Origin of the sequence: Nitrospirillum iridis (assembly GCF_014205765.1) — a bacterium.
Lineage (GTDB): Bacteria > Pseudomonadota > Alphaproteobacteria > Azospirillales > Azospirillaceae > Nitrospirillum > Nitrospirillum iridis.
Map to the genome: position 1 here is coordinate 135,040 of NZ_JACIIZ010000006.1, position 26,995 is coordinate 162,034.

The 26,995-nt window shown below is 65.6% G+C and carries 22 protein-coding genes; 15 read left to right on the forward strand and 7 right to left on the reverse strand.

The window, feature by feature from the left end; all coding sequences use genetic code 11:
* The first annotated feature begins 6 nt into the window (after positions 1 to 6).
* The 15 genes from FHS74_RS12275 (at position 7) to FHS74_RS12345 (ending at position 20,192) form a co-directional block, all read left to right on the forward strand.
* A complete protein-coding gene (locus tag FHS74_RS12275; protein ID WP_184800798.1) occupies positions 7 to 546 on the forward strand; it encodes a hypothetical protein in 540 nt (179 codons plus the stop codon).
* Between the two features lie 28 nt (positions 547 to 574).
* Positions 575 to 1,366, forward strand: a complete 792-nt coding sequence (locus FHS74_RS12280; protein WP_184800800.1) for a response regulator — start codon at positions 575 to 577, stop codon at positions 1,364 to 1,366.
* Complete coding sequence (locus tag FHS74_RS31155; protein WP_184800802.1) at positions 1,293 to 2,837, forward strand: ATP-binding protein; 1,545 nt, start codon at positions 1,293 to 1,295, stop codon at positions 2,835 to 2,837. The genes FHS74_RS12280 and FHS74_RS31155 overlap by 74 nt, the downstream gene beginning before the upstream one ends.
* A 163-nt stretch (positions 2,838 to 3,000) precedes the next feature.
* Complete coding sequence (locus tag FHS74_RS12290) at positions 3,001 to 5,013, forward strand: sulfatase-like hydrolase/transferase (RefSeq protein WP_184800804.1); 2,013 nt, start codon at positions 3,001 to 3,003, stop codon at positions 5,011 to 5,013.
* Between the two features lie 263 nt (positions 5,014 to 5,276).
* Entirely contained in the window at positions 5,277 to 6,740 is a 1,464-nt protein-coding gene (locus FHS74_RS12295; RefSeq protein ID WP_184800806.1) for a mannose-1-phosphate guanylyltransferase/mannose-6-phosphate isomerase, read from the forward strand.
* A 353-nt stretch (positions 6,741 to 7,093) separates the two neighbouring features.
* Complete coding sequence (locus tag FHS74_RS12300) at positions 7,094 to 8,332, forward strand: outer membrane beta-barrel protein (protein WP_184800808.1); 1,239 nt, start codon at positions 7,094 to 7,096, stop codon at positions 8,330 to 8,332.
* A 194-nt stretch (positions 8,333 to 8,526) separates the two neighbouring features.
* Positions 8,527 to 9,186, forward strand: coding sequence for a polysaccharide biosynthesis/export family protein (locus FHS74_RS12305; RefSeq protein WP_184800810.1), 660 nt, complete (start codon positions 8,527 to 8,529; stop codon positions 9,184 to 9,186).
* Entirely contained in the window at positions 9,186 to 11,474 is a 2,289-nt protein-coding gene (locus FHS74_RS12310; protein WP_184800812.1) for a GumC family protein, read from the forward strand. The genes FHS74_RS12305 and FHS74_RS12310 overlap by 1 nt, the downstream gene beginning before the upstream one ends.
* A 25-nt stretch (positions 11,475 to 11,499) precedes the next feature.
* Complete coding sequence (locus FHS74_RS12315; protein ID WP_184800814.1) at positions 11,500 to 12,825, forward strand: glycosyltransferase; 1,326 nt, start codon at positions 11,500 to 11,502, stop codon at positions 12,823 to 12,825.
* Positions 12,815 to 14,074, forward strand: a complete 1,260-nt coding sequence (locus FHS74_RS12320) for a glycosyltransferase (protein WP_184800816.1) — start codon at positions 12,815 to 12,817, stop codon at positions 14,072 to 14,074. Before FHS74_RS12315 ends, FHS74_RS12320 begins: the two co-directional genes overlap by 11 nt.
* A gap of 185 nt (positions 14,075 to 14,259) precedes the next feature.
* Positions 14,260 to 15,777: an undecaprenyl-phosphate glucose phosphotransferase gene (locus tag FHS74_RS12325; RefSeq protein WP_211106255.1), complete on the forward strand. Its 1,518-nt coding sequence runs from the start codon at positions 14,260 to 14,262 to the stop codon at positions 15,775 to 15,777.
* A 41-nt stretch (positions 15,778 to 15,818) separates the two neighbouring features.
* Positions 15,819 to 17,018, forward strand: a complete 1,200-nt coding sequence (locus tag FHS74_RS12330; protein WP_184800818.1) for a glycosyltransferase — start codon at positions 15,819 to 15,821, stop codon at positions 17,016 to 17,018.
* Entirely contained in the window at positions 17,015 to 18,433 is a 1,419-nt protein-coding gene (locus FHS74_RS12335) for a hypothetical protein (RefSeq protein ID WP_184800820.1), read from the forward strand. Before FHS74_RS12330 ends, FHS74_RS12335 begins: the two co-directional genes overlap by 4 nt.
* 58 nt (positions 18,434 to 18,491) lie before the next feature.
* Positions 18,492 to 19,922 carry a hypothetical protein gene (locus FHS74_RS12340; protein WP_184800822.1) on the forward strand — a complete coding sequence of 477 codons (1,431 nt, stop codon included), beginning with the start codon at positions 18,492 to 18,494 and terminating at the stop codon, positions 19,920 to 19,922.
* Positions 19,923 to 19,949: 27 nt separating this feature from the next.
* Entirely contained in the window at positions 19,950 to 20,192 is a 243-nt protein-coding gene (locus FHS74_RS12345) for a hypothetical protein (RefSeq protein ID WP_184800824.1), read from the forward strand.
* A gap of 12 nt (positions 20,193 to 20,204) precedes the next feature.
* Here the strand turns inward: FHS74_RS12345 and FHS74_RS12350 are convergent, their stop codons facing one another.
* From FHS74_RS12350 to gmd, 7 genes are all read right to left on the reverse strand, one after another.
* Positions 20,205 to 20,618, reverse strand: coding sequence for a hypothetical protein (locus FHS74_RS12350; protein ID WP_184800826.1), 414 nt, complete (start codon positions 20,616 to 20,618; stop codon positions 20,205 to 20,207).
* 235 nt (positions 20,619 to 20,853) lie between these two features.
* The gene (locus tag FHS74_RS12355; protein WP_211106256.1) at positions 20,854 to 21,363 is read right to left on the reverse strand and encodes a hypothetical protein; all 510 of its coding nucleotides are present in this window, start codon (positions 21,361 to 21,363) and stop codon (positions 20,854 to 20,856) included.
* A 2-nt stretch (positions 21,364 to 21,365) separates the two neighbouring features.
* Positions 21,366 to 22,331, reverse strand: coding sequence for a hypothetical protein (locus FHS74_RS12360; protein ID WP_184800830.1), 966 nt, complete (start codon positions 22,329 to 22,331; stop codon positions 21,366 to 21,368).
* A 93-nt stretch (positions 22,332 to 22,424) separates the two neighbouring features.
* Positions 22,425 to 23,258, reverse strand: coding sequence for an FkbM family methyltransferase (locus tag FHS74_RS12365; protein WP_184800832.1), 834 nt, complete (start codon positions 23,256 to 23,258; stop codon positions 22,425 to 22,427).
* The gene (locus FHS74_RS12370) at positions 23,255 to 24,790 is read right to left on the reverse strand and encodes a lipopolysaccharide biosynthesis protein (protein WP_184800834.1); all 1,536 of its coding nucleotides are present in this window, start codon (positions 24,788 to 24,790) and stop codon (positions 23,255 to 23,257) included. The genes FHS74_RS12365 and FHS74_RS12370 overlap by 4 nt, the downstream gene beginning before the upstream one ends.
* Before the next feature lie 158 nt (positions 24,791 to 24,948).
* Positions 24,949 to 25,923, reverse strand: coding sequence for a GDP-L-fucose synthase (gene fcl / locus FHS74_RS12375; RefSeq protein ID WP_281384644.1), 975 nt, complete (start codon positions 25,921 to 25,923; stop codon positions 24,949 to 24,951).
* On the reverse strand, positions 25,892 to 26,995 hold the full coding sequence (gene gmd / locus FHS74_RS12380; protein ID WP_184800836.1) for a GDP-mannose 4,6-dehydratase: 1,104 nt from the start codon (positions 26,993 to 26,995) through the stop codon (positions 25,892 to 25,894). Before gmd ends, fcl begins: the two co-directional genes overlap by 32 nt.

Genomic DNA, 26,995 nt, shown 5'->3' on the forward strand with positions numbered 1-26,995 from the left:
TCTGTGGTGTGCGCGAAACTCTGGCAACGGGCAGGCCTGACCGGGCTGATGCTACTGTCGGGCTGCACCGCCTGGTTGCCCCCGTGGGAGCAGACCAAGCCTATCCCCCCGCAAAAGATCGCGGCGGCCCGTCCCGCCGCCGCCCGCAGCAAGGCGCCCGCCGTCGCGGCTGGTGACACTGCCACCAGCACCCGGGTCGCGTCCGCACGGCGCCCCCCCTCGTCCGCCATTCCCGTAACCCAGACCGCAAGCCCCGCGTCGGCCGCGACCACCGCCACGCTGACCGTGTCGGAGGTGGATCTGGTGGGAATGGACGAATCCCAATTAAGGGCCCTCATCGGCCCGCCTTCCTCACAGCAGGACCTCGCCCCGGGGAAGGAATGGCTTTACCGGCATGGGGCCTGCACCGTCGATCTGACACTGTACCCCGACATCAAGACGCAGGCGTACCGCGTCCTAAGCTATGAGGTGACAAGTGATAACGACATCGGTGACCGCAAACGCCACTGCCTGGCCGACCTCCGGGCCGTGGCTCAAGCCAAATGACGCACCGCCGGCCGTTCCGGCCCGTGTGGTGCTGATCGACGACGACGACGCCTTCCGCGAGGCGGCGACGGGCGAATTGGAGGACCAGGGCTTCACCGTCACGGGCCTCCCCGATGCCAAGTCGCTGATCGCCCATCTGTCCAGCGAGGACGGTTCCGCCCTGGATGACTCCATCGCCGACATCCTGGTCATCGACTGGTGCCTGGAACGGACCCTGGGCATCGACCTGCTGCCCGACCTGCGGCGTCGCGGCTGCCGTATCCCGGTGATCTTCCTGACCGGCATGTCCATGCCCGCCAATGAGACGCTCGCCCTGGACCGCGGCGCCGTGGATTTCATCGACAAGACCCGCGGCATATCCGTGCTGGCCCGTCGCATCCGCCTGATCGTACGCCCCCCCTCGGCCCCGTCGCCCAGCCCGACGACCGGCGCGGGCGAGGAGATCATATGCGGAAAACTTACCCTTAAGCCTAAGGTCAACCGAGCCTTTTGGCAGGGCCGTGACGTGATGCTTACGGTCACCGAATTTAGTATCGTCGAGTACATGGTGGCCAATTTGGGCGAGCATGTCACCTACCGGGCCATCTATGACCGCGTGCACTGGAGCGGCTTCATCGCCGGCAGCGGGGAAGACGGCTTCCGGACCAACGTTCGCTCATCGATCAAGCGGATCCGGAGCAAGTTCAATGCTATCGATCGTGGGTTTGCGGAAATTGAGAATTTCGCGGCCTTCGGCTACCGATGGCGTGACCCGGCAGCCAGCGACACCGACACGGCTGAGATGGGCCGCCCGGAGGATATCCGGATCGCTCACGGTTAGACTGGGCTTCCTGCTGGTCATTTTTGCCGCCCTTCCCTTCATCCTGTACGGCCAATTCGAGACGGCGGATCGCAAGGAAAGGGAGATTGTCACCCGGAACCTCCGGTACAGCAGCTGGCTCATCGCCCAGGCGTTGAAGCCGCTGCTGAACCGGGAGAGCGGCCCACCCACGGCCTCGCTGAACGAGGAGTTGGCCAAGTACGACGGTGACGGCACGAACCTGAAACTGATGTTCCAGCCCAACGGCGGCGCCGCTGGCCGGGACGGCGGATTTTACTTCCTGGCGTCCGCGCCCAAGGTTGGCATGGCCGACCTGGGCGCCACGCTGGACAATCTGCAACGTCACGGCATCGTGTCCCAGGTCGCGGAGAGCTGCACCTGGGACAAGCCCGTGGACATCCGCTACACCCAGCCCACGGGCCATGAGGAGATACTGACCTCGGTCGTGCCCATTCAGAGCCGTTGGGGCTGCTGGGTCCTGGTTTCCTCCCACGTGACGTCGGAATTGCTGGCCACCGCCATCGGGCGGCCCTATTGGCAGACGCCGCAGGTGCGCCTGGCCCTGATGCTGTACCTGGCCTTGGCCGTCGTCGCCTTGCTGACGGCCTTGTCGGTGCGGCGCCATATCGGCCACTTCCGCCATGTCGCCCGCGAAATCCGCCAGGGTCGGGTGGCCGGCAACACCTTCGCCAGCCGCAACGCCATTCCGGAGCTGGACAGCGTGGCGCAAGACTTCGACGGGCTGGTCCACGACCTGCATCACGTGGCTGGCGTCATCCGCCAGACGGCGGAGGACAACGCCCATTCCTTCAAGGGGCCGGTCGCCACCATCCAGGCCTGCCTGGAACCGCTGAAGCGCCTGATCCCGCCTGACCATGCCCGCGGCCAACGCGCGGCTGAACTGATCGAGCTGTCGCTGGATCGGCTGAAGGCCCTGATCTCCGCCTCGCAATGCCTGGATAACACCATGGCGGACATGATCGAATCGCCGCGCGAAAGCGTGGACCTGACCCAGATCGTCGCCGACATCCTGAAAAGCTATCGCGAGGTGCTGGTGACCCGCCAGATTCGCCTGAGCCGCCAGCTGCAACCGGAGGTGCATGTCCGCGCCGGCAAGGTGGCGCTGGCCGTTGTCGTGGAGAACATCCTGGACAACGCCGTCAGCTTTTCCCCCGACAGCGGCGCCATCGCCGTGCGCCTGTCGGAAGAAGGGGGCGTCATCAACCTGACCATCGAGGACACCGGTCCCGGCATCGACCCGGACAAGCTTCACAACATCTTCGACCGCTATTTCTCGCTGCGCCCTCCCGACCACGCCCGCCGTGACGCCAAGACGGGCTCGCCGGGCCATGCCGGGCTGGGCCTGTGGATGGTGAAGCGCAATGTGGAGGCGCTGGGCGGCACTGTCACCGCGGCCAACCGGGTGGGCGGGGGCCTGAAGGTCCACATCATCCTGCCTGCGGCGACATGATGACCCAACATTATCAACTTTTAAGTGATTTGTTTCATAAAACTTCCCGCTGATGTATGGTGATCGCGCCGACACAACCCGCCAAAGTTGCCGACCCATGGCCAGCAACGCGACATCCGCTGATGCGGGGCTGGCGGCCGAGCACGGGAAGGAACGCATCGCCATGAGTACAAACCCGAACATCCTTCTGGTCACCACCGACCAGTACCGCTTTCCCCGTTTCTCTTATGGACCGGAGGGCGGTTTCGCGGAGCAGTTGAAGCGGATCCTGGGTTTCCAGGGGGAGGTCGATGTCGGCCACAACCCGTATGCCGCCTTCTTCCCCGGCCTGTTGCGCCTGCGCCATAACGCGGTCGTCCTGCGCAATCACACCATCGCCGCCAGCGCCTGCACCCCCAGCCGGGCGACCATCTATACCGGGCAGTACGGGACGCGCACCGGCGTGACGCAGACCGACGGCTTGTTCAAGAACGGCGACGCCGCCAACTTTCCCTGGCTGGCCCCGGACGGCATCCCGACCCTGGGCAGTTGGATGCGGGCCGCCGGATACAGCACCCACTATTTCGGCAAATGGCATGTGAGCAACCCGCCGGATCATAGCCTGAACGCCTATGGTTTCGACGACTGGGAGGAATCCTATCCCGAGCCACACGGCGCCTCCCCCAACAACCTGGGCACCTATCGTGACATCGGCTTCGCCGATTCCGTGTGCACCTTCCTGAAGCGCAAGGCCCTTGGGCTGAACTATGACCGCGCCGCGGCCATCAAGAGCGACAAGGCCCCCAACAGCGACGCCCCCGATCCGGCCAAGGCGCGCCCCTGGTTCGCCGTCGCCTCCTTCGCCAACCCCCACGACATCGCCACATATCCGGCCGTGCTGGCCCAGGCCCTGCCGTCGGACAGCGGCAAGCCGCCCATCACCCTGCCCAATGGCCAGACCGTGGGCGCCACGCAATCCGTCTTCGGCCCCCTGACCGTGCCCTTGCAGGGCGACCGGACGCCGCCGCCGACGGGCGGAACGTTCCAGGTGGCGCTGAACCCGCTGGGCTTCCCGCAAGACTGCGCCAACAACCCGCCAACCCTGCTTGAGGATTTGTCGACCAAACCAAGCTGCCAGCACGACTATGCCTACAAGATGGGTTTGGCGCTGTCCGCCAAGGTCGGCTATTCCGTCGGCGGGGCGGTGCCGAACGACAAGCTCGACGCGGCCGTGGCGGCGACGCTGAAAAGCTGCATCCCCTTCCAGCTGGCGTCCGACCCGGCCACCTCGGCCCTGGACTTCATCCAGCTGTACGCCTACCTGCACGCGGTGGTGGACACACAGATCGATCGGGTGCTGCGCACCTTGGAAGAGTCGGGCCTGGCAGACAACACCATCGTCGTGTTCCTGGCCGACCACGGCGAATATGCCGCCGCCCATGGCATGATGATCGAGAAGTGGCACACCGCCTATCAGGAGGCGCTGCACGTCCCCGTGGTGGTGCAGTTCCCGCCGTCGCACCGGGTTCACGGTGGCCTGCGGCAGTTGGATCAAGTCACCAGCCATATCGACATCCTGCCCACCATCCTGGGCCTGGCGGGGGCTGACCAGGCCGCCGCCGCCGCCGAGTTGGCGGACAGCCGCAGGCCATTCCCCCCACTGCCTGGCGCCAATCTGGCGCCCCTGATCCGGGGCGAGACGGATGTGGTGCGCGACCCGGATGGCCAGCCGCGCCGGGGCGTATTGTTCATCACCGACGATGAGATCACCGAACCGCTGCCCCCCATCGGCGATCCACACGAAACCGCGTCATACGGCCAATTCGCGGTGTTTGACGCGACGGTGGCGGCGGTGCGGGAAGGGGTGGATGGCAAGGGACCGGTGCCCGGCTTGGCCCCGGGGCCGGTGCGCCAACCCAACCATGTCCGCTGCGTGCGCACCGCCCATTTCAAGCTGGCGCGCTATTGCGATCCGGGCGGGTGCGTCCCCCAGGAGTGGGAGATGTATGACCTGCGGCACGATCCCAACGAAACCGTGAACCTGGTCCAGGTTCGGGTATCGCCGCCGACAGCACGGCATGATCTGCCGGACTGGACGACGCACGCCGCCGTGCAGGCGCAGGCCAACGACCTCGCCACCCTGCTGGCCACGCTGGAGGCGCGCGACCTGCCACCGCTGGCGCCCGCCGACGCCTGACCGGCACAGACTATCGCCGAAAACGTGCAACGCCGCCCACGACGGGGCGGCGTTGCTGCATCCGCATCCCCGCATCGTCCCTGCACTTGAACAGAGCGATCACCATCCTGCCCGTCCTGGGCGCAAAGGCCGGCGCCCGGTGCGCCCATTTGTTCAGGACTTCGCCGGGCCATCGCGGCCACCGCTTGGTCACTGGCCCCGTTCAAGCCCGCCCCGTAGCGTGTGCCGCAAAGGTCCCCACCCTGAAGCGGAGCGGTCAAAAAATGCATGACGTGACGGAGCGCGTGTCCACCCGGGCCCTGCGGACGACACAAATCCATCCGGTCCTCCTGTCCGGCGGCGCCGGCACCCGGCTGTGGCCCCTCTCCCGGGCGATCTATCCCAAGCAGTTCCTGGCCCTGACCTCGGACCGGACGTTGTTGCAGGAGACGGCCGCGCGCAGCCTGGGCGACGCCGGCTTCGCCGACCCCATCGTCATCTGCAACGAGGATCACCGTTTCATGATCCATGAGCAATTGAACGGGATCGGAATCCAGCCACAGTCCATCATCCTGGAGAGCGCCGCCCGCAACACCGCGCCGGCCATCGCCGCCGTGGCCTTGTGGCTGATGGACCGCGACCCGGACGCCCTGATGCTGGCCCAGCCCTGCGACCACCTGATCGGCGCCCTGCCGGACTTCTACCTGGCGGTCGCCAAGGGCGTCCCGGCGGCCCAGGCTGGCCATCTGGTGACCTTCGGCGTGGTCCCGGACAAGCCTGAGACGGGCTACGGCTACATCCGCGTCGGCGCCCCTCTGGGCGGGCTGGACGGCGTCCGGGCGGTCGAGCACTTCGCCGAGAAGCCCTCCCTGGAAACGGCGGAACAATACCTGGCCAGCGGCAACTATCTGTGGAACAGCGGCATCTTCCTGATGTCGGCCCGCCACTACATCGGCGAGTTGGAGCGGCTGCAGCCCGACATGGTCACGGCCGTACGCGAGGCCATTTCCGCCGGCAAGGAGGACAACGGCTTCTTCCGCCTGGATGAGGCCTGCTTCAGCGCCGCGGCCGCCCTGTCCATTGATCACGCGGTGATGGAGCACACCGACAAGGTGGCGGTCATTCCGGTGGATATGGCCTGGTGCGACGTCGGCTCGTGGCGGTCCTTGTGGGACGTGAGCCAGAAGGACGGGGACGGCAACGTCGAGCAGGGTGACGTCATCCTTCAGGACGTTAAGAACAGCTACATCCATTCCGACGGGCGCCTGGTGGCCGCCATCGGGGTCGAGGATCTGGTCATCGTCGCCACCGACGACGCCGTGCTGGTCGCCGACGCCGCCCACGCCAAATACGTGGGCAAGGTGGTGGACCAGCTTCGCCGGCGCAACCGCTCAGAGGAAACCCACCACACCACGGTCTACCGGCCGTGGGGATATTACCGCGCCGTGGACATCGGCTACCGCTTCCAGGTGAAGCGCCTCATGGTGAAGCCGGGCGCCCGCCTCAGCCTGCAGAAACATCACCACCGCGCGGAACATTGGATCGTCGTCCAGGGCACCGCGCTGGTGCAGCGTGACGGCGAAGACCGCCTGGTGCGGGAGAATGAATCCGTTCACATCCCCATCGGCATGGAGCACCGCCTGGAAAACCCCGGCAAGCTGCCCCTGCACCTGATTGAAGTGCAATCTGGCGCGTATCTGGGCGAGGACGACATCGTGCGTCTGTCCGACACCTATGGCCGCGCCTAGAGCGGACAGACTCAGCTGTCGCCGGCCGCGGTTCCGATCAAGCGCGGCCAGCCACAGACGCGGCCCCATCTTCCGGAAACCAGCCCGGGGGAGCGAGCCAGCTTGACATGGAAGCGGGCGGGGAACGGGGGGCAACCCGTTTTTAAACCAAGACGCGGCCCGGTGAAGGCAACGCGTCCAGCCCGAGGTCAAATCCGATGCCTGCATATCAAGACCGTCACCAGCCCCCGGCGAGCCGTGGGCCATCACCATTCTGGGGGGGCAAGCCGTTCCGCATCACCTACACCCGCCCCCTCGCCAGCCTTCATCCCGCCCCCGCGCCGGCACGCCCCAGCGCCTTCAGACAGCGACTATTGCTGGCCGCAGCCGGCCTGACGCTGACCGGCGGGCTGGCCATACCCGCCAATGCCCAGACCGACACGTCGCCCGACGACACGGTGGCCACCCGCCAGCACCCGGACTATGACCCCGTGGGGATACGGATGGGCGGCTTCATCCTCTATCCCAGCGTCACGCTGGAAGAGGTCTATGACAGCAACATCTATGCGACGCAGGGGAACGACACCAGCGACCTGATCACCGTGTTGCAGCCCAAGCTGGAACTGAAGTCCGACTGGAACGTCCATCAACTGAACCTGCACGCCAGCGGCGACCTCGATTGGTACGCCCGGCACAGCCGGGAGAACTACGCCAACTACGACATCGGCGCCAACGGCCGGGTGGAGATTTATCACGACGCCTGGATCGCCGGCGGCGCCGACTACAGCCTGTGGCACCTGCCCCGCACCTCGCCCAACAGCGTCGCCGGCCAGGCCGACCCCACCGAATACAACCAGACCGCGGCGAACGTCACCGCCCACAAGGACTTCGGCAACCTGTTGCTGGAGGTGGGGGACAGCTACAATCGCTATGACTTCACCAACGCCGTCACCTTCGACGGCCGCTCCATCCTGTGGGAACGCCAGAACCACGATGAGAACGAGGTCAGTGTCCGCACCGGCTATCAGGTGGACGGGCTGTATGAGTTGTATGTGAAGGGCGCCTACAACGTCCGCACCTATGATTTCACCGCCGACATGAGCGGGTACAACCGCAACTCCACCGGCTACACCGCCGTGGTCGGCGGCAAGTACAACCTGACCGGAATCACCTCGCTGGACCTGTTCGCCGGCTACCGCTCGCAGGACTATGACGATCCGCGCCTGGGGACCTTCTCCGGCCCCACGGGGGGCGCCAAGGTCACCTGGAACGTCACGACGCTCACCACCGTGACAGGGGAGATCACCCGCGACATCAATGAAACCATCGTCGTGGGCGCCGCCGGCTACTTCGGCACCAGGGAAACGCTGACGGCTGACCATGAGTTGCTGCGCAACGTTCAACTCCACCTGCAGCTAAGCCATGAGGCCGACGATTTCCAGAATATAGACCGAATAGACGATGTCTACGCTATTGGACTGGGCGCGAAATATATGATGAGCCAAATGACCGCCATCAACGTCCGGTACAACTATCAAATCCGGTCATCTAATAGGACCGGAATTGGCTATGCGGACCACAACATTCTGGTCGGCTTAACCCTTCATATTTAAGGTAATACTGCCGTTAGCCGGCACAATCACAATGCCGGAGGGAACGGCCCTCGTTTGATCACAACCGCCGCCCCCCGCTTTTGGTAAAACAAACGTGTACGCCCCACGAAACGGGCCGTCATCACACCGAACCCCCAGCGAGCCCCCGGACGCACCGCGGCCGGGCCGCCTCCGATCAAGCAGAAGGTGCCGGAATGCTGCCTTCCCGCCTCCCCCGTAAATCCTCGCCCCGGCTGGCCGTATTGGCTGTCGTGGCGGGAACCCTCGTGCTTCCCCTCGCCTCCGTTCACGCCCAGGGCAACGGCGAACCGCCGGCGCCGAGCGCCACGGTGGGCGCCGTTACCACCAGCGACGCCCCGGCGGCGCCCAGTGCCGGGGGCAGTGTCGCCGCCGCCGACTATCAACTGGGCCCGGGTGACCGGGTGCGCATCACCGTATTCGGCCAGCAGGACCTGTCGGGCGAGTACGCGGTCGACGGCACCGGCGCCCTCTCCTTCCCGCTGGTCGGGCAGGTGCACGCCGGATCGATGACGGCGAGCCAATTGGGCAAGTCGCTGGAGACCAGCCTGTCGCCCGCCTACATCAAGAACCCCCACATCAGCGTGGAGGTGCTGAGCTATCGGCCCTTCTACATCCTGGGCGAGGTCAAGACCCCCGGCAGCTACGCCTACGTCTCCGGCATGACCGTGCTGAATGCCGTGGCGCTGGCCGGGGGGTTCACCTACCGCGCCCGAGACGATGACTTCCGTCTGCAGCGCACGGCCAAGGACGGCAACAAGACCCAGGTCGACGCCGAACCGACGACGCCGGTCCAACCCGGCGACGTCATCACAGTCCGGGAGCGCTATTTCTGATGACCTTGCCAGAGCAGCCGCGCGCCCTGGGTGGTGGCCCCATCCTCCCCCGGCGCCTCACCGCCGCACCGCCGGCACCCCGCCCCGTGTACATGCCCCCGCCGCCGCCCCAGCGTGACGTGCTGGACACCTACCGCAAGATCTGGGCCCACCGCCGCCTGGTCCTGGCCTGCACCGTCGGTGCGGCGCTGCTGGCCGGCATCGTCGGTTACAGCATGCCGTCGCGCTACACCTCGGAAGCGCGGGTGCTGGTGGGCGTCCCGCAACCGTCGCTGGAAGGCATCGGCCCCACCATGGCCTCGATGACCTTCAACGCCGAACGGGTTCAGAGCGAAGGGCTGGTGGCGCAATCGCGGGAGCTGGCCAAGAAGGTCATCGACCGGTTGCACTTGAATGACGATCCGGAGTTCAATCCGGACTCCAAGACGGTGGCGCCGGAGCTACCCGCCTGGGCCCGCCTGCTGCCCAGCAACATTGCCGACTGGCTGACCAAGCCCAAGACCCCGCCCGCGGCGACCCCCGCGCAACAGGCCCGGACGGCGGCGATGATAGAGAACCGTACGGTGGACATCCTGCTGTCCAAGCTGGATATCGCCACCGTCGGCCGATCCGATGTGCTGAAGATCCAGGCGACGACCCGCAATCCGGAAACCGCCTCCCTGGTGGCCAACGCGGTGGCCGACGCCTACCTGGCCGAGCAGCGCGACGTCAAGGTCGGCACCGCCAGCCGGGTGGAAGAATACATGGAGGGCCGCATCGCCGACCTGCGCCACCAGGTGGAGGACAGCGAAAAGGCCATCGAGGATTACCGCAAGCAGTATGGGTTGTACGATCAGGGAAATGGCACCGGCATCATGGGCCAGCGCCTGACCGAACTGAACACCCAGCTGATCACCGCCCAGACGGCCAAGGCCGACGCCGAGGCGCACCTGAACGACGCCCAGAACCTGATGCGCCAGGGCATCACCGGCGACAGCGTGCCGGAGGTACTGAACAACCCGCTGATCCAGTCCCTGAAGCAGCAGCAGGCCGCCGCCGAGCAGCGCCTGGCCCAGCTGTCGGCGACATATGGCGACAAGCACCCGCAGGTGACCGATGCCCGGGCCCAGATCGCCGATGCCCAGCGCAAGATCAAGGGTGAGATGCAGGGCATCATCAACGGCCTGCAGAACGTGTCCAGGACGGCCAACGCCCGCTACCAGGCGGTGCTGCGCGACTTCAACGAGGCCAAGGGCTCGCTGGGCGCCGACAACCAGAACGCCATCCACCTGGAAGCGATGGAACGCGACGCCGCCGTCAACCGGCACCTGCTGGAAACGATGCTGACGGAGGAAAAGCGTCTGATCGGCCGGCAGCAGCTGGAGGCGCCGGACGCCCGCGTCATCTCCAAGGCCACCCCGCCCATGGCCGCGAGCTACCCGCCCAAGGCCCTGATCCTGCTGTTGGGAACCCTCGTCGGCGCCGTCGCCGGCATGCTCATCGCCCTGTTGATGGAGGAGGCCGGCCAGACCTTCCGCCAGAGCAGCCAGATCGAGGCGGCGACGGGTATCCCGGTGGTGGCGCTGGTGCCCGAGGTGAAAGGCAAATCGCCCACCGCCCAGGTGCTGCGCGAGCCTGTGTCCCCCTTCGCCGAAACCCTGCGCAAGATCCATATCGCGCTGGAACTGTCGGAGCTGGAGTACAGCCCCCGGACGGTTCTGCTGTCCTCCGCCGCCCCCGGCGAAGGCAAGAGCGTCATCATCGCGGCGTTGGGGCGGTTGCTGGCCAGCCACGGACGGCGAATACTGATCGTCGATTGCGACTGGCGGTCCCCGTCGCAGCACAAGCTGTTCAACGTGTCCAACAAGCATGGCCTGGCCTCGCTGCTGACCGATGACACCGTGGTGCTGGACGACTGCATCCACCACGACACGCTGTCGGGGCTGGAACTGATCACCGCCGGCCACTGGACATCCAAGGACACCCGCATGCTGACCTCTGACCGGATGCGGGTCCTGTTGCAGACCTTCGCCAAGAACTACGACCTGGTGCTGATCGACACGGCGCCGGTCCTGGTGGGGGCGGAGGTCCTGGCCATGGCGCGGATGGTGGACAAGGTGCTGTTCACCGTGCGCTGGGACCACACCCGCCGCAACGCCGCCCTGCAGGCCCTGCGCCAGCTGGTGGACGTGCAGTGCGACCTGGCCGGCGTGATCATGTCCCGGGTCGACCCGCGCCGCTACCGCCAATATGGCTACGGTCCGCTGAACTACGACTACGCCCGTCCCTTGGCTGATCACTTCGGGTGAGGCCACTTCGATTGAGGACCGCCCCATGGAGCGAGAAGCCCTGCGTGACTTGCCGCCGGAGGGGGTAGAGGGGACGGATCTTCCTCCTTCCTCCGTTCCCGCCCCCCAGGCGGCCCTTTTGACCCGCGCCTATCCGCCGGAGCTGATCGGCTCCGCGCCGCAATGCGCCGATCTGGCCGAATGGCTGACCCGATCGGGGTGCGAGACCACGGTGTTCACCGGCCTGCCCTACTATCCGGGCAACGAGGTCTTCACCCAGTACCGGGACTTCAAGGGTGGTCATGAGGTCCTGAACGGCGTGCGGGTGGAACGCCTGCGCGCCATGATCCCCCGCAAGGGGTCGGCCAAGGCCCGCATCATGGCCGAGGCCAGTTTCCTGCTGGCCGGGCTATGGGCGCGGGCATCGGGTCGGCTGAAAACCAAGCCCCTGGTCATCAGCCTGTGCCCCTCCATCCTGACGGTGGCCTTGGGCTGTCTGGTCCGCCAGCGCGACGGCCGCCATGTCGCCATAATCCACGACATACAGTCCGGCATGGCTCAAGGACTGAACATGGTGTCCAGCGGCGGCCTGGTGAAGGTGATGCGCTGGTGTGAGCGCACGGTGCTGAACCGCGTCGACCTGATCGTCGTGCTGACGGATCACATGGCCGACCAGTTGCGGGAGCTTGGGGTGGTGCAGGATATCGAGGTCGTGCCCATCTGGGTCGATACCGACCGTCTGTACCCCGAAACGCACGTTCCCCGCGTCCCGGCCAACGACAGCCCCGCCACCCCCGCCCTTCCGCCGACGGCCGCCCGCCTGCTGTACAGCGGCAATTTCGGCCTGAAGCAGGGGCTGGGCCAGGTCCTTTCCATGGCGGAAGACCTGCAGCGCCGGACCGACGACGTGGAGATCATCCTGCGCGGCAGCGGGGCCATGCGCGCCACGCTGGAGGATGAAATCTCCGCCCGCGCCCTGCGCCGGGTCCGTGTCACCGGCCTGCTGCCACCCGAAGAGTTGCGTCATGGGTTGGCGGAGGGCGACATCCACCTGGTGCCGCAGGAACCCGACGCCGCCGCCTTCGCCATCCCGTCCAAGATCTTCAACATAATGGCCGTCGGCCGCCCCTTCGTCGCCACCGCCAAGCCGCACAGCCCCCTCTGGCATCTGCAGGAACGCAGCGGCGCCTTCATCTGTGTGCCGCCGCACGATACCGACGCCTTCACCCAGGCCGTCCTGCGCCTGGTGCGGGATGTACCCCTGCGGCGGGAGCTGGGCGCCCGCGGCCGGCGCTTCGTGGAACAGCATTACGCGCGGTCCCACGTTCTGGGGGGATTGGCCCGCCGATTGGATGCGCTCTATGCCAAGTAAACGGCGCGCGGCCGTGCCAACGGCGTTGTCCGATAGTCCCCGTTCCTTCGTCATCTTCGAGCCCGACGCGGAGGGTCATCCTTGCGAGTGGCTGAAACACCTCATGCATTTCGCCGCCGCCGACGAACGGGACTACCGGGTCCATTTCGTCGTGGCGCGCGAACTTTATGACGAATTGGCGGCCGATGGCGCCGCCAGCCGCCAAGACCGGGTGCGGGTGGTGCCGCTGGAACCGTCGGAACAGGCGCTATGCCGCCACGCCCTGCTGCCCGTGCGGGGCTTCGCCCGCTGGTGGGTCATGCGCCGCTATCTGGAGCGCACCCGCTCGGAAGCCGGTCACTTCCTGTCCATGGATCATTTGACTCTGCCGCTGGCCCTGTCCCTGGGTGCCGGCGGCCGCCGGCTCTGCGGCATCCTGTTCCGCCCCTCCGTCCACTACCGCGACCTCGGTAGCTATGAGCCCAGCCTGAAAGAATGGCTGCGCGACGCGCGCAAGGCCTTGCTCTATCCCCTGATGCTGCGCAACTCGGCGGTCCACCGCGTGCTGACGCTGGACCCCTATTTCCCCACATACGCCCAAGGCCGCTATGTCCAGGGGAAAAAGGTGCGGACCGTGGTGGATCCCGTGCACCCCTTCGTGAATGAGAAGCCGGAGGAGCGGGTGCTGGCCGACACGATGCCAACCGACCGCGTGACCCTGTTGCTGTTCGGCTTCCTCACCGAGCGCAAGGGCATCCTGTCCTTGCTGGACGCCTTGCACCGGTTGCCGGCGGACGCCGCCGGCAAGGTGGGCGTCATGATCGCCGGCAAGGTCGACCCCGCCCTGCGTGAGCGCGTGCGCGCCGGCCTTGACCGCCTGGCCCAGGAACAGCCCCGCCTGTGGGTCCATCTCGAGGACCGGCGCTTGAGCGGCGGCGAGATCAACGCCCTGATCAAGGAAGCGTCCGTGGTGCTGGCACCCTACCAACGCTTCGTCGGATCCAGCGGCGTGCTGTTGTGGGCGGCCCAGGCGGGCAAGCCCGTGCTGACCCAGGATCTGGGCCTTTTGGGCTGTCTCGCCCGCACCCATCGGCTAGGTCTCGCGTTGGATACGACTGACAGCGAGACACTCTCCAAAGGAATAGAATATATATCGGAAAGCGATACCCGCAGCTATTTCGATCAAGAATCAGCAGCGAATTATATCCGCCACCAGAGCCCACAGAATTTCGCTTCCGAAATATTCTCTAGCCTTATGGGCACCCCCTGATTCAACCACATTTATGCTTTTTCTCGCATGTGCGAGAAAGTCCCAGCTTGGTCACAGGACTTATTTTTACCGACGTGGCCTGATGTAGGCGAACTTGGCTGTTGATCAGCCACCCCTGACCTCGAGACCGCCGCGCCCCCGCGCGGCAGGACGGCCACGGGTCGCCGCATTCCAGGAACACGCCCATGCCCCCAGCCCTGTCCGAAGCCATTTCCACGCCGTTGGCCACGCCGCTTGTCACCCTGCGTGAAAACCAGGCGGCCGGGACCGCCATGCCGCCAGCCTTGCGCCGCGGCCGCCCCCTGGCCCCCCAGGTCATCACCGGCACCGTCGCCGCCGTGGACGCCACGGCCATCCTGGCCACCGGTCTGGCGGCCGCCGCCTTGGCGGAGGGCACCGTCCCCCGCCCGCTGTTGGGCTTGGTCCTGATCGCCGGACTGATCCTGGGCCTGCATGCCCTGCGCTGGACCGGCGCCCACCAGTTCGGCCGCCTGCGCAAGCCGGCCGATAGCCTGCTGCCCCTGTCCCTGGCCTGGGCCGGCACCGCGGGCACCCTGGTCGTCCTGTTGGCGCTGCTGGGCGCCATTGACCCGCCCATGACCAGCTGGCTTGCCATCTGGTCGCTGCTGGCCCTGGGCACCCTGGTGGCCGGACGCCTGGCCACCAGCCTGACCCTGGGCGCCTGGCACAGCGCCGGCCGTCTGACCCAGGCGGTGGCCGTCGTCGGCACGGGCCCCGAAGGACAACGCCTGCTACGCCGCTATCGCGCCGACCCGCGCGACGATCGCCACGTGGTGGGCGTCTATGACGACAACCGCGCCAGCCAGGCCCGCTTTTGCGTGGGCTATCCTATCCGCGGCGGCCTGAACGATCTGTTGACCGAGATCCGTGAGGGCCGCGTGGACAAGGTCATCCTGGCCCTGCCGCTGTCGGACGAGAACCATGCGCTGGCGGCGGCGTTGGATACGCTCAGCCTGGCGCCGGTGGATGTGGGCCTGTGCCTGGATCAGGTGGAAATCCACCGGCAGGAGCGGGGCTGGCGCGAGGGCGACGGCGACGAACCGCCGGTGCTGGACCTGCTGCGCCACCCCCTGGCCGGCTGGCGCTCCGTGGCCAAGACGGTGGAGGATCGGGTGCTGGCAGCACTCATCCTGGCCCTGATCTCACCCATCATGCTGGCCGTCGCCATCGCCATCAAACTGGAGAGCCGCGGCCCGGTCCTCTTCAAACAGAAGCGGCACGGCTACAACAACCAGCTGATCGAGGTGTACAAGTTCCGCTCCATGTATCACCACATGGCGGACGCGAACGCCGAGAAGCTGGCCCAGCGCAACGATCCCCGCATCACTCGGCTGGGACGCATCCTACGCCGGACCAGCCTGGATGAATTGCCCCAGTTCATCAATGTGCTGCGCGGCGAGATGTCCATCGTCGGCCCCCGCCCCCACGCCCAGTCGGCCAAGGCCGGCGGCCTGTTGTACCGCGACGCGGTCGCCCTCTACGACAGCCGCCATCGCATGAAGCCCGGCATCACCGGGTTGGCCCAGGTCAGCGGCTGGCGCGGCGAGACCATCACCGTGGAGCAGATCGAGAAACGGGTGGAGCACGACCTCCGCTACATCGCGACCTGGACCGTTCTCGGCGACCTTAAAATCATCGTCCGCACGGTGACGAGCAGCATCTTCGCCAAGAACGCGTATTGAGCCCCGCCTGCAGACCGACACGACAGAAGGGACCGTAGCCCATGCGCTGCCTCTGGATCACGCTGGCCGACCCCGATCCGCCCCATAACGGACAGTTCATCTATTCCGGCGGGTTGATCGGAAGTATGGCGGAAGCGGGCGCCGATATGGACGTGCTGGGTTTGAGCCGGCCGGACGGCAAGCGCGGCGACGGCGACCGGGAGACGCCCGGCCAGGGCGCCATTGCCTGGCATCTGGCCGAGCACAAGCCCCGGTCGCGGTGGACCAGCCTGCGCTCCCCTTTGCCCAACATCGCCCATCGCTGCGGCACGCCGGACATGCACGCCCGGCTGCGCCGGCTGCTGGCGGCGGGCCCATGGGACAGCGTGGTCATGGACGGCGTCGGCTCGGGCTGGGCGTTGGCAGACTTCAAACGCCAGTTCCCCAATCGCCGCGCCCGCCCCAAACTGATCTACGTCTCGCACAACCATGAGGAATCGCTGCGCGCGCAGCTGGCGCGGAACCAGTCCAGCCTGCTGAAGCACCAGGCCATGCGCCTGGACTCCGCCAAGGTGACACGCCTGGAACGCGCCTTGGTGGAAGAGGCGGATCTGGTCACGGCCATCACGCCGGACGACGCCGAACTGTACCGCCAACGCTGGCCCGACAAGCCCATGGTGGTGCTGACGCCGGGGTACCGCGCCACCGAACGGGAGAAGAAGCCCATCAGCCGCGACCTGCCCCGCCGGGCGGTCATCGTCGGCAGCTTCGACTGGATCGCCAAGCGCATGAACCTGGAAGAGTTCATCAGCGTGGCCGACGCCATCTTCGCCGCCAACGGCGTGGAACTGGAGGTGGTGGGCAGCGGCGACGCCACCTTCCTGGCCGGCATGCGCAAGCGCGTCCTGGCCACCCGCTTCACCGGCACGGTGGACGACGTGCGCAGCCACATGGACGCCGCCCGCATCGCACTGGTGCCGGAGCGCAGTGGCGGTGGCTTCAAGCTGAAGGTCCTGGACTATGTCTTCAACCACCTGCCCATCCTGGCGCTGAAGGGATCCGTGGCCGGCGTGCCGCTGGAGCAGGAGGAGAGCATCCTGCTGTATCCCGGGCACGAGGACCTTGCCATGGGCGTGGTGCAGTTCATCGACGATCTGGACCGCCTGAACGGCCTGCAGGAATCGGCCTATCGCGCCTGCCGCGACAGCTTCCACTGGACCAGCAGGGGGCCGCATCTGCTGTCGGCCATCAGCGCGGCATGACGACCTGGACCGAATGGGCGGGCTACGGCGCCATTCCCCACGGCAGCGCCGCGCGGCGGCGGCCGCTGGGGATCGTGGATTGGGTGTTGCTGGTGGGCTTCCTGCTGGGCATCTACACCGGCTTCGCCATCCAGATCACACCCACGATCCCTTTCCCCGCCGCCATCTCCGGCGTCACCGGCGTTGTGCTGCTGTGGCGACGGCGGCATCGCATCTCGCCCTCAGGGCTGGCCGCCTTCCTGGGGGTGACCCTGCTGCTGCTGGCGTCCATCCTCTACGCGCCAGGCCTGGACCTGTTGTCCAAGCGCACCACCGGCCTGCTGCAGATGATCTATTCGCTCGCGATCTCCTACGCCCTGTTCCTGACGGTGGTGGAGGCGGGTGCCGCGGCCTTCTGCCGGCTGATGCTGGTCTTCATCCTGACCATCATCGTGGGCACGCTGCTGGAAACCTATGCCGGCCTCGCCGTCATCAGCGACGCGGTGCGGCAGAAGATTTACACCTCGGGTGTTTATGACGCCGATATCCGGGACGAACTGCTGTACGGCAAGGTGCGCCCCAAGCTGTTCACGTCCGAACCGTCGGCCGTCACCTTCTCCTACACGCTGTTCTCCTTCTGCTGGCTTTTGACCAGCAGCTGGCGCTACAGGCGCTTGGGCTATCTGGCCATGATGTCGGCCGCCATGGTGGCTATGCCCGGCCCCACCCTGCTGCTGATGCTGCTGCTGCTGGGCCTGCATGAGATGGTGCCCAAGGGCGAGGAGCGGACGCCGACCCCGCTGAGCGTCCGCCTGATCAAGATCGGCACCGTGGCCGGGTTGGCCCTGATCGCCTTCGCCATCATCGCCGGCTCGGTCTATTCCGCCCGGCTGGACAACATCGCCAACGGCGACGACGAAAGCTTTTTCTACCGGGTCATCGGTCCCTTCCTGGTGACGCTGGAAGTGGTCAAGAACCATCCCATCCTGGGCATAGGCCTGACGGGCGAGCAGATGATCGCCGACAGCATCGCCACCGTCTTCCTGAGGTCAGGCTCTTTCTCCCCGCTGTGGAACATCCCGGATCCGCAGGAGGTGATGACCAACTACTTCTGGCTGCACTGGGTTTATCTGGGCATCTGCGGCGGGCTGGTGATGATGCTGGCCCTGACCGGCTGGCTGCGCAGCCTGGGCGTCCACGCCCTGGCGCTGTGCTGGGTGGGCTGGGCCATCCTGGGCCAGGCCTCCGGCGCCTATGTCAGCCCCAAGACCTGGACCGTGCTGATGCTGATCGCGGCGTGCAGCATCCTGCATGCCGAGGCCCACAAGCGGAAAACACCCGCCCCCATTCCCGCCCCGCCGCCCCCGCCGCGGCCCTACCCGCCCGGCACGCTGGTGGCCATCGGCGGCAGCGGCCGGCCCCGCTATCGACCCTAGCCGGCACCGCCATGAGACCGGCACCCACACCATAGCCACCAAGCCTTGAGGCAGTGCGATGACCCTAGCAACCCAGTGGACGGCCCCCGACATCGGCACGTGGCAGCCGCAACGATCCTGGGAGGTGGAAGCGCCGCAGGCCGGCATGGCGCTGACCGACTGGACGCTGCTGGTGATCTTCCTCTTGGGCATCTACACCGGCTTCTCCATCCAGATCACCGCCAACATCCCCTTCCCCGCCGCCATCTCCGGCGTGGCGGGCGTCGTCCTCCTGTGGCGGCGGCGCCATCGCGTCTCCCCCACCGGGCTTGCGGCCTTCCTGGGGGTGACCCTGCTGCTGCTGGCATCCATCCTCTACGCCCCAGGTTTGGACCTGCTGTCCAAGCGCACCACCGGCCTGCTGCAGATGATGTATTCGCTGGTCATCTCCTACGCCCTGTTCCTGACGGTGGTGGAGGCGGGGGCGGGGGCCTTCTCCCGCCTGATGCTGGTATTCATCGTCACCATCGTCATTGGCACGGTGCTGGAAAGCTACGCCGGCCTGAACCGCGTCAGCGACGCCGTGCGCCTGGCGATCTATCACCAGGGCATCTACGAATCCGACATCCGGGACGAGATGCTGTATGGCCGGGTGCGCCCCAAACTGTTCACCACCGAGCCGTCGGCCGTCACCTTCGCCTACACCCTGTTCTCCTTCTGCTGGCTGCTGACCAGTGATTGGCGGCACAAGCGGCTGGGCTACCTCGCCATGACGGCGGCCGCCATGGTGGCCATGCCCGGGCCCACCCTGCTGCTGCTGGTGCTGTTGCTGGCGCTGCATGAGTTGGGCCCGGGCGACGACGCCCAGTCGTCCGCCGCCACCCGCATCATCAAGCTGACGGCCGTGGGCGTCCTGGCCTTGGTCGCCTTCGCCATCGTCGGCAGCACCGTCTACGCCAACCGCCTGAACGAGATCGCCTCAGGCAATGATGAAAGCTTTTTCTACCGCGTCATCGGCCCCTTCCTGGTGGCGGTCGACGTGGTGAAGCACCATCCCATCCTGGGCGTGGGGCTGACGGGCGAACAGCTGGTCAGTGATAACATCGCCGATGTCTTCCTGCGCTCCGGCGCCTTCTCGCCCCTATGGAATATCCCGGAGCCCAACGAGGTCCTGATCAACTATTTCTTCCTGCACTGGGTCTATCTGGGCCTGTGCGGCGGCGTCGTCCTGATCCTGGCCATCAGCGGCTGGCTGCGGGCGCTGGGCGTGCGCGCCCTGCTGATGTGCTGGCTGGCCTGGGCGGTGCTGGGCCAGGCCTCGGGCGCCTATGTCAGCCCCAAGACCTGGACCGTGCTGTTCCTGATCGGCGCCTGCAGCGTGCTGCACGCCCAGGCCAAGCGCCGGACGCCGGCACCGGTGCCGGCCCCTATGGAGCCAACCCAGATCCTGCCGGCGGCGGCCCTGCCACCCGGCCCGCCCACCATCCCACCCCTGGCGACCTCGCACTGACCTGACCGGCAAGAGGGAGCACTGCCCATGGACCTCTGGCCCGATGCTGCCCCCACCGACCCTGACTCTCCCAGCGACAGAACCACCGTCGTGGCGGCCGCATCCCCGTCGCCGTTCGAGATCGCCGGCGGCGCCATCGACCTGCCACCCAGCGCATCCGAACGGCGGGCCGCAGCCGCCATGGCGCGGGCGGCCTATGCCCTGTCGGCCCAGGCGGGCGGACGGCGCCCCGCCATGATGCAAGAAACCGGGCTGTCGCTGATCATATAGATCGGGGGTCCCTCACACACATCCGACATGTCCGGTGAGCACGACCCATCGGCCGAACGCGTTGAGAACCCAGAACTGGCCGCCACAGCCCGTCACACCAGCCGAAACCAGCGCGACATGCCACAGCGGCATCGCTATGAATCTGGCATCCATCAACGGGTGTGGCGCGCAATTTGGTTTATGTCCGTCGTCAATATACATCCCGAAACAAAATTCATAGCCTTCACTCTCGCTGAATTTATGAATAATTGCCTTCGGGTATTTATTTTTCATTACATCAAATATATCGTCGCTGTGATCATCTCCATTGATCGAAAAATAATACTCCCCCTCCATATCACTGGATCCAATATAACTTATGAGGGCTGCCAGTGCGGAACGCTCCATATCTTCTGCATCGAATGACATCGGCGCGAACTTTAACATGAGGAAAAGACATAAAAGCGCAGAAAACGAGAGAACGGATAGGGTGCGACATATCCATCGCCCGGCCAATCTAGGAATACGCATTCTCAGTTCCCCTGGTGATGGAGCGAAACATCGCCGGTCTATATCTCAATTTTAGGAATGCATTGGCTTTGATATTCCGTCCGCGCGGCACACATCGACGTCCAGGTACTTCCGCTTCCTGGATCGTCACTATGACGATAGGCTACCAGCCTCAGGGCTGCTGGTCCGAGACGACAACGCCCAGGGTGCAGCAGTTAATGTGAGACTTCAGTAAGTACCATTTGCCGGCGATTTTTGCCGCCATCCCTCTGCCGCCACATCCGCGTGTTGTGAAACTAACGAAGGCCAAATATTTTGCTGGCATGTGCTCAAACCTGGCGCGAAGGATATTTTTGTCTTCGCACGAACTGTCCTGATCTCGTTCATCCGGCACATTGCATTCCGGAAGCTCACTTAAATTGTGTATGGATATAATATTATTGCCATTATTACTGATAATACTATTTTCAGGATCGCGTCCATTTATTGATATATAGACATCACCCTTCTCAATACCCAGATATTCACATACGAGAACCGCGGCCGCTTGATCAGCATCCTCGACAAAGACCCCGGGAGAATCATATATAAATATGTATATTATAAATAACAATGCCAAGAACGAGAAAGCGCCAATCGACATTGATATAGATATCAATATGCGTTTCATGTATTTAATCATGATCACTTTCCCGGCATGTGGGCAATAGCAAAAGCATCGGCGCAACATTCATCGTCCGGCCCGCAATTCCCGCCTTGCTTCTGATGCCCCAACTCGTGCCGGAGAAAAAATTGCATACTTTGTCTGGCTGTGGTCTTCTTCAGCCCAAGTCCCGGAATTGCGGTCGGCGCCGCCGCACTCATATAAATTTTCGACGTATTGGTTCTCGGATCTGTCAATCCGCCAGCTACGAATCCACCTGTCAATCCGTTGGCCTGCGAAAGTGCAGCCTCCATCGATCCTGACAGCAATGGATCGTCCATGGTTTTTGTGGTGGCTGCGAACCAAGGAACAAAAGAAAATCTTTCAAAATCCTGCTTTGAAATGAGTCCATCCCTCAGCATTCCCGCCAATTCTTCGTTAAATAATTTCTTCGCGTCAGCTTGACTAAGTATCTCGTTTTTATATATTGGGTATATTCCGCATGTTTTGGGTGCGTTTTGCGCCCCCTTCTTTTCGGGCGCAATAGAGGGTTGCTTCGGCGCGGCCCCAGCTCCCACCTGCTTAACCTTGACGGGTTCCTTCGATGCCCCGCCGCCCTCATCCGTCCAACGCCCATGGTCATCTCGCGGCTGGTCAGGGCTGTACTTCGCCAGGTTGTCATTGGCCCGCGCCAGCCGGACAGCGGCGTCCCAATCCAGATCGGACAGACGCAGGTGCACGGCGCGGATCATGGCCTGGGGCAGGTCGCCCCGGTTCAGCGCGGCGGCAATCTTGGTGAGGCCAGGCAGGATGGCGGCATTCGGCTCCGCGCCAGCGTAGGCGCGCTTCAGCAACACAGCCACTTCGGCCGCTGAACGGGCATGGAAGCCACCGGCGCCCTTGGCCAGCAGGGGCACGCCGGCCAGGGCCAAGCCCTCGGCCGTACAACTGAGGCCCAGGGCGCCAGGACCATTGCTCAGGCGATATCGACGCTGCCAACCGTCCATGCTTGCTCTCCCTGTTAAAGGAAGAGCACTATATGTTCTTATTTTGTTCTAGTCAACTTATGCGCGAACCCGCAGGTCACCTCAAGCGCGCCACTACTCCCGCGCCAACTCCGCCGCGATGTTGGCCAAGGCGCCGGGGGAGTCCTGCCGGGACAGGAACAGGAAGTTGTTCACGTAGTCGCCAAACTGGCTGCGGGCCAGGCCCGGGCGGTAGTCCGCGATGTCCTCCGGCCGCTGCATGGTCACCGCGTCGAAGGCGTCCAAGGTGCGCAGCTGGCCGCGATAGAGGAAGTAGCCCTGGTAATCGATGGCATCGAAGAAGCGGGCGATGCGGTCGATGGACCCACGTGAATGGCGTTCCTCGATCTCCACCAGGATGCGGGGGTGGGAGCGGGCGATGGTTTGCCGGCTGCCCTCCAGCACCGCTTCCTCATGCCCCTCGACATCGATCTTGATGAAGGCGACGTCGCCGGAATAGACGGCGTCCAGGGGGGCCGAGGTCACCTTGATCTCGCGCTGCGCCGGCTGATCGGCCAGCGCCGTGGGCGACAGGGTGGACAGGCCGGTCTCCGCCAGCCCCCCCACCAGGGGGATGTGCAGGCGGGCGATGCCGGAGGAGTGGGACAGCGCCGTGGGATAGACCACGACATTATCACCGAACTTGGCCGCCAGGCGGTCCGCCAGCCAGGGCACAGGCTCGAACGCATAGACGCGCCGGGCATAGGGCCGCATGAAGTGGATGTAGCAGCCTTCGTTGGCGCCCACGTCGATGGCATCGCGCCCGGGTTCGCACAGATGGCGCACCAGGCGGGTTTCGGATTCACCGAAATGCTCGAAATACTTGTGTTCAAGCCACAGCATCATCGGCGTGGGACAGACGGTGCGAACCAGTTGTTTCGCACCCCGTCTCAGCGCACCGGGGATCATTCGGCCACCTCCTCCGCGAAGGACGCTGCCGGCTGGGGCCGGGACACAAGGGACTGGACGACGCTCTTCAGGGCGTCCCGGCTCTGCCGTATCAGCAGGAAACTGAGCCCGGCGGTGAGGATACCCACCGCCGCGGCCACGGCCAGCGCCACCAGGGGGGCCACCAGCAGGCTGTCGGGCATCACACCATGCCGTGCGACCCAGACGACGCCGGCCACCGCCAGCGAGGCCCACACCGAGGGCATGATACGGACATAGAGATCACGCTGGGTCACCGGCCCATGGACGGCCGCCAGGTAGAAGCAGACCGGCAGGCGCACCACCAGGCCCATCGCGGCATAGGCGGCGGCCACGCCCACCGCCCCGAAGGGGATGCCGGCGACGAAGGAGGCCACGGCCAGGCCCACATCGATGGCGGTGGCCCGCAACAGGTCGCTCGGGCGCCCCTGGGGCAGGTAGATCAGGCCGGCGGTCATCAGGGTGGGCTGGACGGCGGCCACCAGAGCGAAACAGGTGATGAGGGGCGACATCGCCTCCCACTTCGGGCCAAACAGCAGGTCGGTCACCCAGTCGGACGCGACGGCGGCACCCGCGGCGGCCGGCATGGTCACCATGGCCACCCGCTCGATCAGGACACCGAAGGCCCGGCGGAAGCGGTGAGGTTCGTCCACCAGGCGGCTCAACGCCGGCATGGCGACGGAATAGAGCGGGGCGTTGATGCTGTTGATGGGCACCAGCACCAGACGCGCCGCCCGCTCGTAGAGGCCCAAGGTCGCCGCACCGAACAGGCGGCCCACCAGGATCTGGTCGATGCTGCGGCCCAGGGTCGACAGGATGCCGCAACCGGAAACCGACAGGCCGAAGCCCAGCAGGCCCGGGATGCCCGGCGTGCGCCGCGGCGGCGACGGGCGCCAGCGGCACAGCGCCCAGCACCCGGCCATCACCAGGAAGGGGGCGGTCACGCGCTGCGCCACCAGGGCCCAGTAGCCCCACCCCTGAAAGGCGAGGACGACGGCCACGACGAACGCCAGCAATTCGCTGCCCGTCTCGACGATGGCGATGGCGGAGAAGCGCATCTGCCGGCGCAGCAGGGCCCAGTGCTGGACCGTGGCGCCGCTCATGACGAATCCCAGCGCCAGCCAGCGGGTGACAGGCACCAGGTTGGGCTGCCCGTAGAAGCTTGCGATCGCCGGCGCGCCCACCGCCAGGCAGGCGGCGATCAGGCAGCCGGCGCCGGTGTTGATCCAGAACAGGGCGCTGACCTGGTCGTGGGTGATGTCCGTGCGCTGCATGGTGGCGGCGGACAGACCCAGTTCCTTCACGATTTCGAATAGGGCGGTCAGGGCGCCCACCATGGCGATGAGACCGAACTCCGCCGGGGCCAGCACACGGGCCAGCACGATGACGGAGCCGAACTGGGCCACCAGCTTCACCAGCTGCGCGGCCATCATGATGGTGCCCCCACGGGTCGCCCGGCGGCCGATATCGCCAACCAGGTGATCGGTATTCAGATCGCCGTTCCGATCACGCATTAACACCTCTCACCGGCGGCCCGACACGCGGGCGGCCGTTGCTGGGATGGGGAGCCAATGCCCGGCCCGGCAAGGGCAATCACCGGGCCGGGCATCGGCAGCGGCGGCCGGATCCCGGGGGGTATGGTGGGCACTGGCCGCCGCAGGGACGTCCGTTGTCAGGCGAGGACAGCGGGCGCGCCCCGTACCGAGCCGATATTTTCCACGTACCAGCGGTAGGTCTGGGCAAGGCCGTCGTCGATGGACGTCGGCGCCCGCCAGCCCAAGGCCTCAAGCCGGCTGTTGTCCATCACCTTGCGCGGCGTGCCGTCGGGCTTGCCGCGGTCATGGACGATGCCGCCCTGGAAACCGACGACCCGACAGATCCGTTCCGCCAATTCGGCAATGGAAACCTCCTGGCTGCTGCCCAGGTTCAGCGGCTCCTCCTCGGAATAGTGCTTCATGACGAAGACCATGCCGTCGGCGGCGTCGTCGACGTACAGCAGCTCGCGCAGCGGCGTGCCGCTACCCCAGATTTCCAGGGACTTGGCCCCCTCGATTTTGGCCTTGTGGGCCTTCACCATCAGGGCCGGCACGACATGGCTGCCCATCAGGTCGAAGTTGTCGCCGGGGCCATACAGGTTGGTGGGCATGACCGAAGTGAAGTCACAGCCGTACTGCCGCCGGTAAGCCTGGCACAGCTTGATGCCGGCGATCTTGGCGATCGCGTACCACTGGTTCGTGGGTTCCAGCGGGCCGGTCAACAGCGCCTCCTCCGGGATGGGCTGGGGCGCCATGCGCGGATAGATGCAGGAGGAGCCCAGGAACAGCAGCTTCTCCACGCCCGAGCGATGGGCGCTGTCGATGACGTTGCCCTCGATCATCAGGTTGTCGTAGAGGAACTCCGCCGGCCGGCTGTCGTTGGCGTGGATGCCGCCGACATGGGCGGCCGCCAGGAAGACGGCGTCAGGACGCAGATCCTTCATCCACTTGTCCACCTGGCTGCCGGACCGCAGGTCGCAGTGGTGGCGGCCCACGGTCAGGATGTCGCACCCCTCCCGCTCCAGCCGCCGCACCAGGGCGGAGCCCACCAGGCCGCGGTGACCCGCGACCCAGACGCGTTTATTGCGCAGCTCGTAAGGGGGCTTGTGCATCGTGCTGTCCTTCCCACTGCTTGATGGGTGTGTGATCCAGAAGGGCGCGATCGGCGTTCACCATCTCGAACACCAGCTCCTCGAAGGCGATGCGGTGCTGCCAGCCCAGGACCGTCTTCGCCTTGGTCGGATCGCCCAGCAGGAAGTCCACCTCCGCCGGGCGGTAATAGGCGGGGTCGACCGCCACCAGCACCTTGCCCGTCCGCCGGCAGTAACCGCGCTCGTTGATGCCCTCCCCCCGCCACACCAGGGGACGACCGATGCAGTGGAAAGCCAGTTCCACGAACTCGCGCACCGAATGGGCCTCGCCGGTGGCCAGCACGTAGTCGTCGGGCTTGTCCTGCTGCATCATCAGCCACATGCCCTCGACGTAGTCGCGGGCGTGGCCCCAGTCGCGGCGGGCCTCAAGGTTGCCGAGGTAGAGACAGTTCTGCAAGCCGCGTTCGATGGAGGCGACGGCGCGGCTGATCTTGCGGGTGACGAAGGTCTCACCGCGCTCCGGCGATTCGTGATTGAACAGGATGCCGTTGGAAGCGTGCATATTGTACGCCTCGCGGTAGTTCACCGTGATCCAATAGCCATACATCTTGGCCACCGCGTAGGGGCTGCGCGGATGGAAGGGCGTCGTCTCCGACAGCGGCTCGCTGCTGATGCCGCCGTAGAGTTCGGAGGTCGACGCCTGGTAGAAGCGCACGTCATCCTGCATCTTCAGCAACCGCACCGCCTCCAGCAGGCGCAGCGTGCCGGTGGCGTCGACATTGGCGGTATATTCCGGCATCTCGAAGCTGACGGCCACATGGCTCATGGCCGCCAGGTTGTAGATTTCCGTCGGCCGCGTATCGGCGATCAGCCGGGTCAGCGCCAGACTGTCCGTCATGTCGCCATAGTGCAGCGAGAACTCGAAGCCACCCTCGTGCCGGTCGCGGTAAATATGGTCCAGCCGGTCGGTGTTGATGGATGACGAACGGCGCTTCAGGCCGTGGACCACATATCCCCGGGCCAGAAGGAACGAGGCCAGGTACGACCCGTCCTGGCCGGTGATACCCGTGATCAACGCGGTTCTATTCGACAT